Origin of the sequence: Nocardia sp. NPDC050793 (assembly GCF_040654065.1) — a bacterium.
Classification (GTDB): domain Bacteria; phylum Actinomycetota; class Actinomycetes; order Mycobacteriales; family Mycobacteriaceae; genus Nocardia.
This window is the reverse complement of the sequence record NZ_JBFAHG010000013.1, coordinates 147,954-164,961: the sequence shown is the minus strand read 5'-3', so window position 1 is coordinate 164,961 and position 17,008 is coordinate 147,954. Positions and strand designations below refer to the sequence as shown.

Annotated in this window: 16 protein-coding genes; 13 read left to right on the top strand and 3 right to left on the bottom strand. The window is 68.7% G+C overall.

What is annotated here, in order from left to right:
* Positions 1-42 precede the first annotated feature (42 nt).
* The 4 genes from AB0H50_RS32370 to AB0H50_RS32355 all read left to right on the top strand — a co-directional run bounded on the left by AB0H50_RS32370 (position 43) and on the right by AB0H50_RS32355 (position 3,202).
* Positions 43-351: a DUF6802 family protein gene (locus tag AB0H50_RS32370; protein ID WP_357460206.1), complete on the top strand. Its 309-nt coding sequence runs from the start codon at positions 43-45 to the stop codon at positions 349-351.
* Between the two features lie 490 nt (positions 352-841).
* The gene (locus AB0H50_RS32365) at positions 842-1,153 is read left to right on the top strand and encodes a hypothetical protein (RefSeq protein ID WP_357460204.1); all 312 of its coding nucleotides are present in this window, start codon (positions 842-844) and stop codon (positions 1,151-1,153) included.
* A gap of 16 nt (positions 1,154-1,169) precedes the next feature.
* A complete protein-coding gene (locus AB0H50_RS32360) occupies positions 1,170-2,771 on the top strand; it encodes a hypothetical protein (RefSeq protein ID WP_357460201.1) in 1,602 nt (533 codons plus the stop codon).
* Positions 2,772-2,815: 44 nt separating this feature from the next.
* Positions 2,816-3,202, top strand: a complete 387-nt coding sequence (locus AB0H50_RS32355; RefSeq protein ID WP_357460199.1) for a hypothetical protein — start codon at positions 2,816-2,818, stop codon at positions 3,200-3,202.
* 59 nt (positions 3,203-3,261) lie between these two features.
* Here the strand turns inward: AB0H50_RS32355 and AB0H50_RS32350 are convergent, their stop codons facing one another.
* On the bottom strand, positions 3,262-4,119 hold the full coding sequence (locus AB0H50_RS32350; RefSeq protein WP_357460197.1) for a dienelactone hydrolase family protein: 858 nt from the start codon (positions 4,117-4,119) through the stop codon (positions 3,262-3,264).
* Positions 4,120-4,155: 36 nt separating this feature from the next.
* Here AB0H50_RS32350 and glmS point away from each other — a divergent pair, with 36 nt between their 5' ends.
* A complete protein-coding gene (gene glmS, locus AB0H50_RS32345) occupies positions 4,156-6,036 on the top strand; it encodes a glutamine--fructose-6-phosphate transaminase (isomerizing) (RefSeq protein ID WP_357460194.1) in 1,881 nt (626 codons plus the stop codon).
* A 260-nt stretch (positions 6,037-6,296) separates the two neighbouring features.
* On the opposite strand, the gene AB0H50_RS32340 is transcribed toward glmS, so the two are convergent.
* The gene (locus AB0H50_RS32340) at positions 6,297-6,716 is read right to left on the bottom strand and encodes a cupredoxin family copper-binding protein (RefSeq protein WP_357460192.1); all 420 of its coding nucleotides are present in this window, start codon (positions 6,714-6,716) and stop codon (positions 6,297-6,299) included.
* A 141-nt stretch (positions 6,717-6,857) separates the two neighbouring features.
* Here AB0H50_RS32340 and AB0H50_RS32335 point away from each other — a divergent pair, with 141 nt between their 5' ends.
* The 7 genes from AB0H50_RS32335 (at position 6,858) to tsaD (ending at position 14,166) form a co-directional block, all read left to right on the top strand.
* The gene (locus tag AB0H50_RS32335; protein ID WP_357460190.1) at positions 6,858-8,297 is read left to right on the top strand and encodes an NAD(P)H-hydrate dehydratase; all 1,440 of its coding nucleotides are present in this window, start codon (positions 6,858-6,860) and stop codon (positions 8,295-8,297) included.
* A 619-nt stretch (positions 8,298-8,916) separates the two neighbouring features.
* Positions 8,917-10,074, top strand: a complete 1,158-nt coding sequence (gene alr / locus AB0H50_RS32330) for an alanine racemase (RefSeq protein WP_357460188.1) — start codon at positions 8,917-8,919, stop codon at positions 10,072-10,074.
* A 54-nt stretch (positions 10,075-10,128) separates the two neighbouring features.
* The gene (locus AB0H50_RS32325) at positions 10,129-11,250 is read left to right on the top strand and encodes an alpha/beta hydrolase (RefSeq protein ID WP_357460186.1); all 1,122 of its coding nucleotides are present in this window, start codon (positions 10,129-10,131) and stop codon (positions 11,248-11,250) included.
* 106 nt (positions 11,251-11,356) lie between these two features.
* Positions 11,357-11,806 carry a tRNA (adenosine(37)-N6)-threonylcarbamoyltransferase complex ATPase subunit type 1 TsaE gene (gene tsaE / locus AB0H50_RS32320; protein WP_357460183.1) on the top strand — a complete coding sequence of 150 codons (450 nt, stop codon included), beginning with the start codon at positions 11,357-11,359 and terminating at the stop codon, positions 11,804-11,806.
* A 100-nt stretch (positions 11,807-11,906) separates the two neighbouring features.
* Positions 11,907-12,608, top strand: coding sequence for a tRNA (adenosine(37)-N6)-threonylcarbamoyltransferase complex dimerization subunit type 1 TsaB (gene tsaB / locus AB0H50_RS32315; protein ID WP_357460180.1), 702 nt, complete (start codon positions 11,907-11,909; stop codon positions 12,606-12,608).
* A complete protein-coding gene (rimI, locus tag AB0H50_RS32310; RefSeq protein ID WP_357460269.1) occupies positions 12,608-13,126 on the top strand; it encodes a ribosomal protein S18-alanine N-acetyltransferase in 519 nt (172 codons plus the stop codon). Before tsaB ends, rimI begins: the two co-directional genes overlap by 1 nt.
* On the top strand, positions 13,123-14,166 hold the full coding sequence (gene tsaD, locus AB0H50_RS32305; RefSeq protein ID WP_357460178.1) for a tRNA (adenosine(37)-N6)-threonylcarbamoyltransferase complex transferase subunit TsaD: 1,044 nt from the start codon (positions 13,123-13,125) through the stop codon (positions 14,164-14,166). The genes rimI and tsaD overlap by 4 nt, the downstream gene beginning before the upstream one ends.
* Positions 14,167-14,276: 110 nt before the next feature.
* Here the strand turns inward: tsaD and AB0H50_RS32300 are convergent, their stop codons facing one another.
* A complete protein-coding gene (locus AB0H50_RS32300; RefSeq protein WP_357460176.1) occupies positions 14,277-15,878 on the bottom strand; it encodes an Hsp70 family protein in 1,602 nt (533 codons plus the stop codon).
* A 662-nt stretch (positions 15,879-16,540) separates the two neighbouring features.
* On the opposite strand from AB0H50_RS32300, the gene groES reads away from it, so the two are divergent.
* Complete coding sequence (groES, locus tag AB0H50_RS32295) at positions 16,541-16,843, top strand: co-chaperone GroES (protein WP_067784927.1); 303 nt, start codon at positions 16,541-16,543, stop codon at positions 16,841-16,843.
* Positions 16,844-17,008: the final 165 nt, after the last annotated feature.

Here is a 17,008-nt window from a genome sequence, read left to right as displayed (position 1 = left end):
GGAGTTCCGTACCATCGCACGAGTCCCGTCCGAGGAGGAGCCATGATCACGTCCGGCGAGTTCCCGGGCCTGGATTTACCCGATATCGACGCGTCCACGCCATTGGGCGGCCTCGGTGCGGTCGAACTGGACCAGCCCACCCAGGACATCAACGCCGACGGCATCCTGGATTCCATCACCACCCAAGGCGACGACGCGATGCAGGTCTGGACCGATTACGACCACGACGGCTTCGCCGACCACGTCACCGTCGTGGAAAAGGACGGCGACTACGCCGCCTGGGAGTTCCACCGCCACCCCGACGGATCCTCCGAATGGGTGCGCACCGATCAGGGCAAGATCGGGCAGTAATCGATGTTTGCGGCGGGTGCGCTGCCAAAAGCCATCCGCCCCAGACTCTTCCGAAACACGTCCGCGCGGCCGCGTGATCCTGCATTGGTAAGACCCAATCCGACTCGGCCGACGACACGTCCGCACGCGGCCGAAAGCCATGCGCCGCCATATGAACCCGACGACTTCCCTCGCCTCTGGCTACACTCCCTCCCATACGGCCCCCGAACGCCGAACCCCTCGGAGGGTGAAACAGGCCGCAGGCTGCAATGATCCGCACATCTCCGTGCGGATCATTGGAACCTGCGTCCGCGTCCTCACGAGCCCGATTGAGCCTCGTTCCGGCGCCCAGTAAGTTCTCTGTACGACTGCGGCGCAGTGCTGAAGATCCAACGGAACCGAGCAACGCCGAAGCGCGTCGAAGAAGGTATGGCGATACTCGGCGTGCCTAGGCTCCCTAGGGTTCCGAGCTGGGGATCGGACGAAGCGACTACGGAGGGGCCCCGTACTGATGACCGACTCGAGCAGCACGCTTGGTGTGAAGACCGGTGAACTCGGCCGATTGAGCAATGAGCTTCAGGCGTCGACCGACGTCGTCAAGAACCAGATCAAGAAGATCAGCGACAACCTCTTCGGGCCGGGCGACGCCGGATCGAAGTACACGAGCAAGGGCAAGGACATTCAGGCCGGGTTGGAGGAGCTGCGTCAGCGCATCGATGACTGGTCCAACGCGAGTGGAGCCACCGCGGACGTGATCGGTGCCGCGGTGGTCAGCTACTCCACCGTGGACGAACAGCGTGCCAGCGAACTGAACAACAAGTGACCCGGGGGACCGAAGAATGACTTCCGATGCGCCTGTTTCCAGCACTATCACGCAGTTGCTGGACTACGGATCGAATATGCTGCGCTACTTCGAACACTTCGAGCCGCTTTACGAAGAAGCCTTCGGTCGATTACCCAGCAACCTGAAGAGCTATGAGGAACTGCACAAGCGGTACTACGAGCAGAACGGGCTGAACGAGGACAAGCTGACGCACACGGTGGACGCCTTGAAAGAGGTCGTCAAGGTGATGCAAGAGCAGTACGGTGCACAATCGAAGACGTCGCAGAGCATCTCGCAGGCATGGCAGGGTGATGCGGCGACCGCGTCGCTGAACATGATGTCCACGCAGCTCAGGCTGGCCGACGCAGACGCCAAGATCGCCCAGGAAATCCTCGGGGCCTTCGAAAAGGCTCCGCAGAGCCTTCGTTTGGCCGTCAAAATCAAGTCGGACCAGGTTCTCCAGATTTTGGAGAATGGCGAACATGTGAAAATCGACGGCAAAACGCCGGAGGATGTGGACGCAATCATCTCGGGTGCGAGGGGCGTGTCGTGGACCAACACTTGGTCCGGCGACAGTGAGGCCAACAAGGTCGTGCGCATCTTCCCTGATATGTTGGAGGGGGTCAAAGATGGCTTAACGGGGTGGGCGACAAATCAATTCATGGGCGGCGTGATCTTTCCAGGCTCGCCATACGAGCAGATGATCAAAGACAGATGTCAGCACTGGCTGGACAACGTCTTCAAGCCGGACTACGCATCGAAGACAACGAAATTCCTCGAAGCCTGTGACAAGACGGATACCAAGGTCACGGAAGCCTACGACCTGATCATCTCCGCGGTGAAGAAGATCTCCGAGGAGCCGTATCCCCGGCCCGCTGGGACACCCAAGACATCCAATCCCGCACCGGGTAACAACCCGGGTCCCAGCCCCGGCCCTAGCCCTGGGCCGAGCAACCCTGGACCCAGTACCCCCGGTCCGAGCACCACGCCGGATGACACGAAGACTGACGACGACTCGACGCAATCGGCGTCGTTGGAGGGCCTCGCGAGCTTGGCCTCGTCGCTCTCTTCGGCGGCCAGCACCATCGCCACAGGGTTGAGTTCGGGTCTGAGCGCGTTGAGCGGTGTCGTTCAAGATGGCGTCGACACGGCCTTGGCGCAGTGGGAAGAGGTCACAAAGCAGGCGGAAGACGACGCGAAGGCCGACGAGGAGAACAAGGACGACAAGGCGAAGGCCGAGTTCGATCTCGCGGGCAAGCATCTGAAGTTCGAAATGGGACCGGATGGTCAGCTGAAACTGGTCGCGACCGATGCCGATGGCACCTCCCACGAATACAGCATGAAGTTCGACGAGAACGGCAATCCGGTCATTACAGACACCGAGCAGAAGCCTGGCGAGGGCGAGGCTCCTCCAGGGGAGGACAAACCCGCCGATAATCCGGAGGGCGGTACCGGCAATCCCGGTGCGTCCACGCCGGTTCCGCCGGGCACCAAGCGCGAAGAAGATGGCGAGTACAAGCCGGAGCCCATTCCGGCGCCGGTCATCGAAGAGGACACCAAAGAACCGGAAGAGCCTTTCGACAGCGGCGCGCAGTTGGCCGAGGCTGGCCCGCTGTGATTCCGACTCGCGCAGCATGATCGAGATCGGGTAGGAGTGCAGTCATGGTGAATTACGCCGAGGAGATGGCCCGGATCGGCGAGGAGTGCCGACGGATATCCGCGGCGATCTCGGAAGACTTGATCGAGATCAACAGGAGGACGGCCGAGACGAGTCAGGCACTCGCCGAGCAGTCCGCGGCCGCGATGCGCGAATTCTGGGAAGAGCACGGCGAGGAGATCGCGAAGGCCCAGGCCGAAGCCGAGGAAGAGGAACGGCGGGAGGTCGAGGCCAGGGCAGAGCAGGAACGGCTCGCTGCCGAGGCGCGGGAGCAGCGCGAGGCGATCGCCCGCTCGATCGCGGCCCGCAAGTCGAAGGATGTCGTCACGCCGATCGATGAGGACGACGATCCCGAGTCGGAGTACTACCGGCGGAAGAGCTGGTTGATCTGAGGGCCGGGAGCGTCTGAAAGCTGGGAGCGCCGTCGCGTTCGACGGGTGGCGCTTTCCTCTTACTTCCGCAGCAGTTGGGCGAGGGTGCCGATGGAGAGTTTCGGCTTTTCCTCTTCGACGGGCGCGTTCGGGTCGACGAGCTGGGTGTGCGGGATGACGGTTTCCGGGTCGGCGAAGAGCTTGTAGGTCTTGTCGCCGAGCAGGGTGTAGTTGAGGTAGCCGACGAGGAGGGCGCGGGTGGTGCGGGCGGTTTTGGCTTCGTGCTTGCCCGCGCCGAGGGCGGCCAGTGCGCGGCGGCCTTCGATGATGCCGTTGTGCGAGGCGCCGTCGACGGTGCGCAGGAGCGCTTCGCCGCCCCACGCGGCGGTGAGGGGGAACGCGTTGGAGCTGACGGAGGAGACATCCGTTGCGCCCGCCACGATGAGGGCGGGGATGTCGAGGTCAGGGGCGAGGGTTTCCGCGGCAGGGGCGGTCGGCGCGGGGTAGAGGGCGGCGTACGCGGCGACCTTGCGCTGCGCCGCGGCGATGACCGCGGCGCCCGCGCCCATGCCGTGCCCGACCAGGGCGAGCTTGTCGGGGTGCACGCTGATCTCGCCGTCGCCGAGTCGGACGCCGGTGCAGATGTCGAGGCTGGTGAGCAAGTCGGTCGCGAGGCCCAGGTGTGACGGAATCGGACCGCGTTCGGTGTCGGGTGCGGCGACAACGAAACCCCAGGACGCTAGGTGTTGCAGCAGGTCGCGGTAGTTGCCGACGCCGGTGAGCCAGCCGTGTCCGAACGCGACGGCGGGTAGGCCGCGTCCGTTTTCGGGCGTATAGACGACCCCGGGCTGGCCCGCGATGGCCAGATTTCCCCGCAGCACCCGATGCGGGCCGCGGCTGGTCAGGGTGCTCAGTAGCGATTTCACAGACGCCGACACGACGTGAACGTTAACCGATAAGTACTCTGGGGAGCCATGTGCGGAATCGTTGGCTACGTCGGGTACCGGGACGCGCTCGGCGTCGTCGTTGACGCATTGCGCCGCATGGAATATCGCGGATACGACTCCGCGGGCGTCGCGATCCTGGACGGACAGGGCGCTCTCGCGGTGGAGCGCAAGGCGGGCAGGCTGGCCAATCTGGAGGCCGAGCTGGCCGAATCCGGGGCGGCTGGCTTCGCAGGCACCACCGGTATGGGCCACACACGCTGGGCGACGCACGGCGCGCCGACCGACCGCAACGCGCACCCGCACCGGGATGTCACCGGCAAGGTGGCCGTGGTGCACAACGGCATCATCGAGAACTTCGCGCCGCTGCGGCGCGAGCTCGAGGACGCCGGGTTCGAACTGCACAGCGATACCGACACTGAGGTTGCGGTGCACCTGGTGGCCCGCGCTTACGCCGACGGTCCGACCGCAGGCGATTTCCCGGCCAGCGCGCTGGCCGTGCTTCGCCGTCTGGAGGGTGCGTTCACGCTGGTCTTCACCCACGCCGATCACCCGGACGTGATCGTCGCGGCGCGGCGCAACACCCCGCTGGTTGTCGGCGTCGGCAAGGGCGAGATGTTCATCGCCTCGGACGTCACCGCGTTCATCGAGCACACCCGCGAGGCGGTCGAGCTCGGTCAGGATCAGGCCGTGGTGATCACCTCCGACAGCTACCGGGTCACCGACTTCGCCGGCGTCGAGGACGGGGCGCGTACCCGCCCGTTCACCATCGACTGGGATCTGGCGGCCGCCGAGAAGGGCGGCCACGACTACTTCATGCTCAAGGAGATCGAGGAGCAGCCGACCGCCGTCGCCGACACCCTGATCGGGCATTTCACCACCGACGAGTCCGGTGGCCGGATCGTGCTCGACGAGCAGCGGCTCGCCGATCAGGAGCTGCGCGAGTTCGACAAGGTCTTCGTGGTGGCCTGCGGCAGTTCGTATCACGCGGGCCTGCTGGCCAAGTACGCGATCGAGCACTGGACGCGTCTGCCGGTCGAGGTCGAGCTGGCCAGCGAGTTCCGCTACCGCGACCCGGTTCTGGACCGGTCGACGCTGGTGGTGGCGATCTCGCAGTCCGGTGAGACCGCCGACACGCTGGAGGCGGTGCGACACGCCAAGGAGCAGAAGGCGCGCGTGCTCGCCATCTGCAACACCAACGGCGCACAGATCCCGCGCGAGTCCGATGCGGTCCTCTACACCCGCACCGGCCCGGAGATCGGCGTCGCCTCCACCAAGGCTTTCCTCGCGCAGGTGGCGGCGAACTATCTCGTTGGTCTGGCGCTGGCGCAGGCGCGCGGCACCAAGTACCCCGACGAGGTCGCGCGCGAATTCCGCGAGCTGGAGGCCATGCCGCAACTGGTCGAGCGGGTGCTGGAAACGGCGCCGCAGGTGCGGGCGATCGCCAGAGAGCTGGCGGACGTGCCGACCGTGTTGTTCCTCGGCCGCCACGTGGGCTACCCGGTGGCGCTGGAGGGTGCGCTCAAGCTCAAGGAACTCGCGTACATGCACGCCGAGGGCTTCGCCGCGGGTGAGCTCAAGCACGGCCCGATCGCGCTGATCGAGGACGGGCTGCCGGTGATTGTGGTGATGCCATCGCCGAAGGGCCGCGCCGTTCTGCACTCCAAGCTGCTCAGTAATATCCGCGAGATCCAGGCGCGCGGCGCGCGGACGATCGTGATCGCGGAGGAGGGCGACGACACGGTGCGCCCGTTCGCCGACGATCTGATCGAAATCCCCTCGGCCCCGACTCTTTTCCAGCCGCTGCTCTCGACCGTGCCGTTGCAGATCTTCGCCGCCGAGGTGGCGCAGGCGCGCGGCTACGACGTCGACAAGCCGCGGAACCTGGCGAAATCGGTGACGGTCGAATAGATCTCGGCCGGGCATGTCCTCCGGCTGCTGGCGGACGACCGGGCTATAAGCCGTCCGGCCCGTTGGCCACTTTCGGCCGAGACGACGACGGCCGCGGCTGACGACCGAACGAGCCGCGCGGCAGCTTGATCACCCTCGGTCGAGCCGCCGAGGCCCCGGCCGACCGCGAACTCGCGTCGCTCGTCGCGGCGGTCGAGGCGCTGAACACGGCGTCCGGGTGCGGTGCGCGGACCAGGGCGTATCGGCCGGTGTGACCGGAACTACCGCACGGTGACGGTGCCGCGCATCTCCGGGTGCAGGCTGCACAGGTAGCGGTAGGTGCCCGCTTGGGTGAAGGTGTAGCTCCACTCGCCCTTGTCGAAGATCGGGCTGTTGATGCCCATGGCCTTGTCGCCAATGCCCTGCACGGAGTGCGGTGCTTTGTCGGAGAACTTCCAGGTGACGGTGTCGCCGACGCCGATCGTGACGTTCTCGGGGGAGAACTTCATGTCGTCCACGTCGACGGTGACGGCGGCCGCCTTGCGTTCGCCGGTCGGGGTCGCGGTCGCCGGCGTGGCCCGCCCGGTGGTGGTGGGCGCGGTGGCGGAATCGTCGGAGCCGCAGCCCACCAGCAACAGCGTCGCCGCCACGGCGAACGCGGTGACGAACGAAGCGGGCTTGGCGTGGCTGACCATCGGCATGATGTCCGAGCCTAGTCGTCGGCCCTACGGGGAACCGCCGTGGCTTGTGGCACGGCGGATTTCGAGGGTGCCGGACGGTAGTGTCCGGACGTGCGGGCGGCAGGCCCGCGGCACGCAGGTTCCGAACCAGTGGAGGCGCCGATGTCCGTTCAACGGGGCTATTTCACCGCCGACCAAGTCCGCGCGGCCGAGGCCGAACTGTTCACGAGGGTGCCCGAGGGTGTACCCATGCAGCGCGCGGCGCACGGTCTGGCGACGATCGTCGCCGGGGAACTGCGAGCGCGCACGGGCGGTGTCGCAGGCCGGGCCGTGACGCTGTTGGTCGGCTCCGGCGACAACGGTGGCGACGCCCTGTGGGCGGGTACGAAACTGCGCCGAAGAGGTGTGGCGGTGACGGCTGTACTGCTCGATCCCGCCCGCGCGCACGCGAAAGGGCTTGCCGCGCTGCGTGCCTCGGGCGGCCGGGTGCGCGAGGAACTCGGCGTGCCCGATCTGGTCGTGGACGGCATCGTCGGCATCTCCGGTCACGGTCCGCTGCGTCCGCACGCCGCGGAACTCGTTGCGGGGGTGGATGTTCCGATCGTTGCGGCGGACCTGCCGAGCGGCGTCGACCCGGACACCGGCGCGGTGGCCGGGCCCGCTGTGCGCGCGGCGGTGACGGTCGCCTTCGGCGCGTACAAGCCGGTGCACGCGCTGGCCGCGCCGTGGTGCGGACGAATCGAGTTGGTGCCCATTGGTTTGCGGCTTCCAGAGCCCGATCTCGCAGCCCTCGAACCGGTCCATATCGGTGCGCGATGGCCGGTGCCGGGACCGGGCGACGACAAGTACACCCAGGGCGTCACCGGAATCTGCGCGGGCAGCGCGACCTATCCTGGCGCGGCCGTATTGTGCACGGGCGGTGCGGTGGCGGCGACGTCCGGCATGGTGCGCTACGCGGGTACCGGCTCGGCGCAGGTGCTCACGCACTTCCCGGAAGTGATTGCGGCGCAGAGCGTCTCCGACACCGGCCGGGTGCAGTCCTGGGTCTTCGGCCCGGGTGCGGGCGCGGACGCGGACGCGCGCGAACGGCTCGAGCAGATCCTCGCCACCGACCTGCCGGTGGTGGTGGACGCCGACGGGCTGACCTTGCTCGCCGCGGCGCCCGAGCTGGTGCGCGACCGCACCGCGCCGACGGTGCTGACGCCGCACGCCGGGGAATTCGCCCGGCTGACCGGGCAGGAGGTGGGCGCGGATCGCGTCGGAGCGGTCCGCGACCTGGCAGAGAAGTGGCAGGTCACCGTTCTCCTCAAAGGTCGGGCCACCCTGGTGGCCGCGCCGGGACGCTCGGTGCTTGTCAACGAGGCGGGCGGTTCCTGGGCGGCCACGGCGGGCGCGGGCGACGTGCTCTCCGGCGTCATCGGCGCACTGCTGGCGGCGGGTCGTGACCCGGCGTGGTCCGCCGCGGCCGCGGCCCGTGCGCATGCTCTGGCCGCCAACCTCGCCGCCCACGAGAATCACCCGACCGCCGCTCCCACTTCCGCGAGCCCGCTGCTCGCCCATCTTCGCGCGGCGATACGCACGCTGCGTTCGCTGGGCGACTGAAGAGCTGGCCTGAACGGCTTCCTTGCCGACCCAGCTCGAGGCGGCGGCTCCGGGAAAGAGGCCAACTAACAGGTACCTCGTGGTCCATCACGTCAGTGACCTTGCCCATATCGCGGCCGCGCCCGCGCAGCAACGCGGGGCCGACTGTCGGCCGCGATGGATGAGGGAGCTCAGCAGGCATCGACTCAGACCGATACCGCCGGACTCGATAGAGCAGCCGCGGCCCGCTCAGGGCTCAGCATTTCGTCCACCAGGCGTCCATGCCGAGCTAGCTCCTCTTCCCCGGGGTCGACGTTCGGCCCGGACGCAAAGCTGATCGAGCGGTTGTCGCCCGGTCGGCCGCAGGGCGATAGACCAGCGGTCCGGGCCACTTCCCGGATGCACGGTTCCCTCGGTGCGGGCGCAGACGACGCGTGACGATTGCCGGAGATTGGCTGCGCACCATGACGGCGTTGACGAGGGTGAATGCCGCCCCAATGGACACAAACGTTTCACTTCTCCGGCCGCGCTTTGCTCGTCCGAAAGGGCTTCGACGCCGTGCTCCCTCCTCACCCGACGATGCCCGGTATACCTCGATGACCTGCGGAATCGGTACTCCCTCGCGAGGCGGATTCCGGGAATGGCAGGATCGGCAGCTGTGAGTGCGCAAGTGGAGACCGTCGTCGATCTTGGCGCCATTGCCCACAATGTGCGGGTCCTGCGAGAGTACGCGGGGGACGCGGCGGTGATGGTGGTGGTCAAGGCCGACGGCTACAACCACGGCGCGGTGGAGGTCGCGCGGGCAGCCTTGGCGGCGGGGGCTCGTGAGCTCGGCACGACCACGATTCCGGAGGCGCTGCAATTGCGAGCGGCCGGTATCGCCGCGCCGATTCTATGCTGGCTCAACAACTCCGACTCCGACTATGCCGCCGCGATCGCGGGCGACATCGAGATCGGCGTCTCCTCGCTGACGCATCTGCGGTCGGTCGAGGCGGCCGCCCGGCGGGTCGGCCGGACCGCGACGGTCACCCTCAAGGTCGACACCGGGTTGAACCGCAACGGCATCGCTCCGGACGAATACCCGCTGGTCCTCGCCGTGCTGCGCGACCTGGTGTCGGAGGGCGTCGTGCGCTTCCGCGCGATCTTCTCCCACTTGGCGCACGCCGACGAGCCCGACCACCCGTTCCTCGACGTGCAGCGCGACCGGTTCATCGAGGCCATCGCCGCGGCAGAGCGGCACGGTCTGCCGCCCGAGGTCGCGCACCTGGCCAACTCCGCCGCCGCGGTCACCCGGCCCGACCTGGCCTTCGACATGGTGCGCCCGGGCATCGCGGTGTACGGCCTGAGCCCGGTCCCCGAGATGGGCGATTTCGGGTTGCGTCCCGCGATGACCTTCCAAGCCGAGGTCGCGCTCGTGAAACGGGTCGCCGCGGGTGAGGGCGTCTCGTACGGGCACCAGTGGATCGCCCCGCGCGACACCACTGTCGCCCTCGTCCCCGCCGGATATGCCGACGGTGTGTTCCGCCCGCTGAGCGGCCGCTTCGAGGTGTGGCTCGGCGGCATGCGGCGGCCCAACGTCGGGCGGGTGTGCATGGACCAGTTCGTCGTCGACCTGGGCGACAATGCCGCTGGCGTGGCGCAGGGCGACACCGCGATTCTGTTCGGCGGCGGCGCGGGCGAGCCAGGCGCGCAAGACTGGGCTGACCTGCTCGGCACCATCCACTACGAGATCGTTTGCTCGCCGCGCGGGCGGGTCGCGCGACGCCATGTCGGGGCGGATCCGGCTTGCCCGCGCTGACGTCGTGTGCTGGACTCGTCGACGTGTGTGCCGCTGACAGGTGAGGGGATCTCGATGCGATCACGACGTCCGAAAGTTGTGCGGGGCAACAACAATCACACGACCATCTGGCGCGGCGGGATAGCGACCGCCGGTATGGTCGGCGCGCTCGCGGGTGCGCACGCGCTGCGCCGCGTCGGTTCGAAGGTGCTCTGGCCCGCACGCCGCGACGAATACCGCGACGAGAACTTCGCACTCATGACGGAGGACCGGGCGGGCGCGGTGATCGCCGAGGACGGCGTCCGGCTCGCCACCAGCGAATGCGGTCCGGCCGACGCGCCGCTGACTGTCGTCTTCGTGCACGGCTTCTGCAACAGCATGGAGTCCTTTCACTTCCAGCGGCGCGATCTGGAAGAGCGCTGGGGCGCGCAGGCCCGCCTGGTGTTCTTCGACCTGCGCGGGCATGGGCGCTCCGGCACGCCGGTTACCGAGAGCTGCACCGTGGCGCAGCTCGGCCGCGACGTGGCCGCTGTCATCGAGGCGAGCGCGCCCACCGGACCGGTCGCGCTGGTGGGGCATTCGCTCGGCGGCATGGCGGTGCTCGCCGCGGCGGCCCAGTTCCCCGAGCTGTTCGCGCGCCGGGTGATCGCGATCGCGCTGCTCTCAACGGCGGCCGCCGAGGTCACCGCGGCGGGCATCACCCAGCTGCTGCGCAATCCGGCGATCGACGGCTTCCGGCTCGCGGTGCACACCGCGCCCGCTCTGGTGCAGACCGGTCGATCCACGGTGCGGCATCTGATCACGCCGATCCTGCACGTCAGCTCGTTCCGCGGCCCGGTGAGCCCGGCGCTGTCCAGGTTCACCACGCTGATGATCGACGACACCCCGGTGGAGACGATCGTGAAGTTCCTGAAAGCCATTGAGCTGCACGATGAGTCGGCTGCCTTGCCGACGCTGGCCGGGCTTCCTGTGCTGGTACTCGGCGGCGCGCACGACCTGGTCATCCCGTTCCGCAACTCGCGGGCCCTCTCCCGTGAGCTGCCCAACAGCGAACTGGTCCGCCTCGCCGAGGCCGCCCACATGCCGCATCTGCAGTTCCCCGGCACCGTCAACGACGCGCTGCACCGGCTGCTGGTGCGCGCTGGGTTCTTCCGCGCCGACGAGAAGGACGACGCAGACGAGGCCTCGGCAGGGTGAGCGAGGCCGGCCGCGGTGATCCCGAAGCTGCTGGCGGCCGGGCCGACCCGCGCCGGTACGCTCGACCCGGATCAGCGGCAAGGCGAGAACGGATCGGAGGCCGGCGGTGACGCAGCAACGGCGAACGCTGCCGACCGTGGAAGACACCGAGGCGCTCGGCCGCGAACTGGCAGGCGAACTCGGCGCGGGCGATCTCGTGGTGCTCGACGGTCCGCTCGGCGCGGGCAAGACCGCACTCACGCGCGGCATCGCCGCCGGCCTCGGCGTGCAGGGCCGAGTGAGCTCGCCCACTTTCATCATTGCCAGACAGCACCGCGCGGGCCGGCGCGTCGGCGCCGCGCCGGTGCCGATGGTGCACGTGGACGCCTATCGGCTCGGCGGCGATCTGGACGCGCTCGACGCGCTCGATCTCGACACCGATCTGCACGAGGCGGTGGTCGTCGTGGAGTGGGGCCTCGGGGTCGTCGAGCACCTGGCCGAGCGGCACCTGCGCGTCCTGCTGACCAGGGAACCGGAATCCGATGTGCGAACAGCGGTCTGGGAGTGGGTGGAGTAGACGCAGGTCACAGCGTGCGCGGGCCGATTCGGCCGCCGGGTTTGGCTACCCGGTAGCTCCGCACCGCGGTGAGGTACCACCCGGTATCGTTGGGCCAATCATGCTTGTACTAGCTGTCGACACCGCGACACCCGCCGTTACAGCGGGATTGGTGGAACTGGAGCAGGCCGCGCCCGATGCGGTCACCGCGGCCGAGCTGCGCACCATCGCCTCGCGGGTCCGGGTCGATGCCCGCGCCCACGCCGAGGTGCTGACCCCGCAGATCCTCGAATGCCTCACCGAGGCAGGCCGTTCCAGGACCGATATCGCCGCGGTAGTCGCCGGTGTCGGGCCCGGTCCGTTCACCGGCTTGCGGGTCGGCATGGCGACCGCGGCCGCCTTCGGTGACGCGCTCGGCATCCCGGTGCACGGCGTGTGCAGCTTGGACGCGATCGCCTCGGACGTCTTCGCTCAGGGCGAGTTCACCGCCGACGGCGAGCTGCTCGTCGTGACCGACGCGCGCAGGCGCGAGGTGTACTGGGCGCGCTACCGCGCCGGGGTACGTGTCGCGGGGCCGGACGTGGTCAAGCCCGGCGCGCTGGACCACGACTCGGCGACGGCGGTCGCGGGTTCCGCCTCGCACGTCGACCTGTTCGATCTGCCGGTGCTGCCGGTGGAGACGCCTTCGCCCGCGGGACTGGTGCGTGTCGCCGCCGCCGAACTGCTCGCGCGCGCCGTGCCGGAGCCGCTGGTGCCGCTCTACCTGCGCAGGCCGGACGCGGTGGAGAACGCCTACCGCACCCTCGACAGGACGGGAGCGTGATGGTGGACGACGAAGTACGCACCGCGGCCTTCCGCATCGATCCGATGAATGTGGACGACATCGAGCGCTGCGTCGAACTCGAACAGCTGCTGTTCCCGGAGGACGATCCCTGGCACGCGGTCGCCTTCCGCTCGGAACTGGCCGGACGGCACAACCGCTACATCACCGCGCGTGACGAGGACGGGCGGATGGTCGGATACGCGGGCGTGGCGCTGCTCGGTGACGCCGCTCACCCCGAGGCCGAGGTGCACACCATCGGCGTCGATCCGAACTACCACCGCGCAGGCATCGGCACGCTGCTGCTCGAGGCGTTGCTCGCGGAGGCGGCCAAGCGCGGCGGACCGGTCTTCCTCGAGGTGCGCACCGACAACGCGCCCGCCATCGCGCTCTACGCCAAGCACGGATTCCACATCATCGGCTTGCGCAAGAACTACTACCACCCCAGCGGCGCCGACGCCTACACCATGCGCAGGCCGGAACTGACCGCGCTCCCGCTTCCCGACGAGGTGCTGTCGTGATCGTGATGGGCATCGAGTCCTCCTGCGACGAAACGGGAGTCGGCATCGTCCGCCGCCATCCGGACGGCAGCTGCGAGCTGCTCGCCGACGAGGTCGCCTCGAGCGTCGACCAGCACGCGCGCTTCGGCGGCGTGGTGCCGGAGATCGCCTCTCGTGCGCACCTGGAGGCGATTGTTCCCGCCATGCGCCGGGCGCTGTCGGCGGCGGGCATCGCCAAGCCCGACGCGCTCGCGGTCACCATCGGCCCCGGCCTGGCCGGCGCGCTGCTGGTCGGCGTCGCGGCCGCGAAAGCCTATGCGGCGGCCTGGGATGTGCCGTTCTACGCGCTGAACCACCTCGGCGGCCACGTCGCGGTGGACACCTTGGAGCACGGGCCGATGCCGCCCTGCGTCGCGCTGCTGGTGTCCGGCGGCCACACCCATCTGCTGCACGTCACCGACCTGGGCGAGCCCATCGTCGAACTCGGCAGCACGGTCGACGACGCGGCGGGGGAGGCCTTCGACAAGGTGGCCAGGCTGCTCGGTCTCGGCTTCCCTGGCGGACCGGCGCTGGACGCGGCCGCCGCGAGCGGAGATCCGAAGACGATCGCGTTCCCGCGCGGCATGACCGGGCCGCGCGACGCGCGCTACGACTTCTCCTTCTCCGGCCTCAAGACCGCCGTCGCCCGCTACGTGGAGGCCGCGCAGCGCAGCGGTGTCGCGGCCGAGGACCTGCCGATTCCGGATATCGCCGCGTCCTTCCAGGAGGCGGTCGCCGACGTGCTGACCATGAAGGCCGTTCGCGCGGCCCAGGATGTGGGGGCCGGGACCCTGGTGCTCGGCGGCGGCGCCACCGCCAACTCGCGGATCCGCTCGCTGGCCGAAGAGCGCTGCGCCGCAGCGGGTTTGACGCTGCGGGTGCCGAAACCACGGCTGTGCACCGACAACGGCGTGATGATCGCCGCGCTCGGCGCGCACGTCATCGCGGGCGGGGCGAAGCCCTCACCCCTCACCGTCGCCACCGATCCGGGGCTGCCGGTATCGGTCAGCCAGATCGGCTGAGGTCGCCGGGTCTGTCTGCCGATCGGGCTGCCTGCGGTCGAATTGGATCATCGAGCAGCGAATGGCATTCCGTCCGCGGGTGATTCGTTCGATCGGATCGAGCGTGTCGTTCAGCGGTGCGGGCCGAACTCGACCTCGAGCAACGGCAGTGCGCTGGTCGTGCCATGCCGGTCGGAGCCCGAGTTGGAGCGCGGCATCGGAATCGGGATCCTGGTGTGCGCGGGGTCCCGGGGCGGGCTACTCGCCGGAGGGGGTGCCGGGCTTGTCGACGGCCCGTACTCCTCGCGGTTCTGCTGCGTGGGTAACAGGGGATTACCGGGGGGATTCAGCAGCGGGCCGAGCAGTTCCGGGAACGGGATCGGCGGCAGGTTCGGGTCCGGGCGCAGCGTCGGCTGAACCGACGGGATCGGCGCCGGTGTCGGCGTCGGGGTGGACACGGCGCCGGTGCGGGTCGACGGCAGACCGACGTCCTGGGTGACCGGCGGCGGTGCGACGGTGGCCACGTCGGTGGTCTCGCGGCCACCGGAAGTAACGGTCCCCGCGCCGGTCTGCGGGGCCTGCGTGCCCGGCGTCGTCGGCAGCTGTGCGCTGCTCGTGGTGCCCGCGGGTGAGACCTCCTCGTCCGACGTCGGCGCGAAGGTCTTGAAGCCGTAGCCGACCACGAGGCCGACCACCACGATGGCTCCCGCGAGCGTGCCGATGACCTTGGTGAAGGTGCCCGCGGGCGCGTCGCCGCCCAGCTCGGCCGCCACCGGTGCCGCGGAAGGCTGTGCGGCGTCGGCCACCAGCGCGGCGCCCTTGGCGATGACCGCCTCCGGATCGTCGACGGTGAGCACCGGCACGTCGAGTACGCGTTCGAGGGTCTCGAGTACGGCGGGGATGTTGGCGCCGCCGCCGATCACCGCCACCGCTTCCGGGGACCTGGGCGCCCGCGCGAACACCGCAGCGGTGAACAAGGCGGTGTCGCGCAGCAGATCTCCGATCAGTTCCTCGAAATCGGCCCTGGTGAGTTTGAGCGGCCTGCCCGCGACGTGGTCGATGGTGACCGCGGGCGCCACCGAGAGATGTTCCTTCGCGGCGCGGCCGCGATTGGTCAGCATGCGGCGGTTCGGCCTGGTGCCGCGCCGGGCGTAGTGGAGGTCGACCAGGTGGTGGTAGATCAGGTCGTCGATCGCGTTGCCGCTGATCGCGTGGATGCGTTCGGAGCGAAGCACGGTGCCGTCGGCCTGTTCGGCGACGGTGACGCTCAGACCGGTCGCGCCGAGATCGACGACGGCCACCGTCTCGTAGCGATCGAGCAGCCCGGTGTGGCGCAGGAAGGTGAGCGCGGCGGTGCCTTCCGGGACCAGCTTCAGCTCGCGCTGTTTGCCGGTGGCCGAACGGATCACCTGCGCCTGCTCCTTGCTGCGATAGGCGACGGCGACGCTGGTCGGCGGCCTGCCCACAGCCGCTTCCAGCCCGGCCGAGCCGGTGCCTGCGAACCGGACGCCGACCGGCTGGGCGGGCCACGCGATGTCGTGCGGCACTTGCTGACTCGGCAGCTGGGTGGTCATCAGGTCGATGGAGGACGCGACGAGATCACCGACATCGGAATGGGCCGCGTCGGCGGAAACGACGCGGTAGTCGAAGCTTTGGGCGCCGTTCGGCGCGGTGGCGACGAGCGCCGAGCACACGACCTCGTTCCCGGCGGAGATGCCGAGGGATGTTCGCATGTTCACCTCCCTTCGAGCGGATGGTCATCGTGTCGCCGACCATCTCGAATGGACTTCCGGACCGTCGCGTGGTCGGCGAGCGATCCGGACTCGGGATCCGGCCGGACCGGCGTCCGGGTGGGTCGCGGGAATCGGCCTTGGATCACGTGTGGACTTGCCCTCTGGGTGAAGCTGTGGCGCAACGGAATTTGTGACGCTGTGCCGGTTCTTTCGTAACGCTCGATGCCTCCCGTGGACGCCGGTTCGTGATGAACTCGGCGGCCGAAGCACGACCGTCGTCAATACTGTCACAATCCGTTATCCGAACGTTACAGATTTCCCGAACCAATGGAAAGCCCTGAGGCCGTGGGGCAACCAACCCTGGTGAGTGCATATCCGAACCGAAGCGGGTGCGAAGTGGGGCGGCCGACGCGCATTGGCACCGCCCGGCCTTGAGCGCTGGCACTCTCGTGTATAGAGTGCTAGTGGCACTGGTGAACGTGGACGGCCGGGCAACCGTCCGCCCTCCGCATTCGCCGGGTGTCAGCAGTTGTGACTACTGAGCAGGGGTCCCGGCACCCGCGACGACGGGGCTATGCGCAGGGTCAGCACCGTGACCGAACCGATGGTCCGGGACAACAGTTCCGGACGACCGTAAATCCCCTGAAAGTGGAGGGCTCAACGTGGCGAGCGTGAACATCAAGCCGCTCGAGGACAAGATCCTCGTCCAGGCCAACGAGGCCGAGACGACGACGGCCTCCGGCCTGGTCATCCCGGACACGGCGAAGGAGAAGCCGCAGGAAGGCACCGTCGTCGCCGTCGGCCCCGGCCGCTGGGACGACGAGGGCGAAAAGCGCATCCCGCTGGATGTCCAGGAGGGTGACGTCGTCATCTACAGCAAGTACGGCGGCACCGAGATCAAGTACCAGGGCGAGGAGTACCTGATCCTGTCCGCGCGCGACGTGCTGGCTGTCGTCAGCAAGTGACCGCGCTCGGCGCGATCCGGATCGGATCGCGCTTCCCGGCCACGCCCGGGATCGAGTCGTAACGACGTTGCCCCGGTTCCCCTCCAGCGGGGCCGGGGCAACGTCGTTTCAGCCCAGCGGGCGGCGTCCGCACGGCCCTACCGGGCCGGACCCGCCCAGGCATCC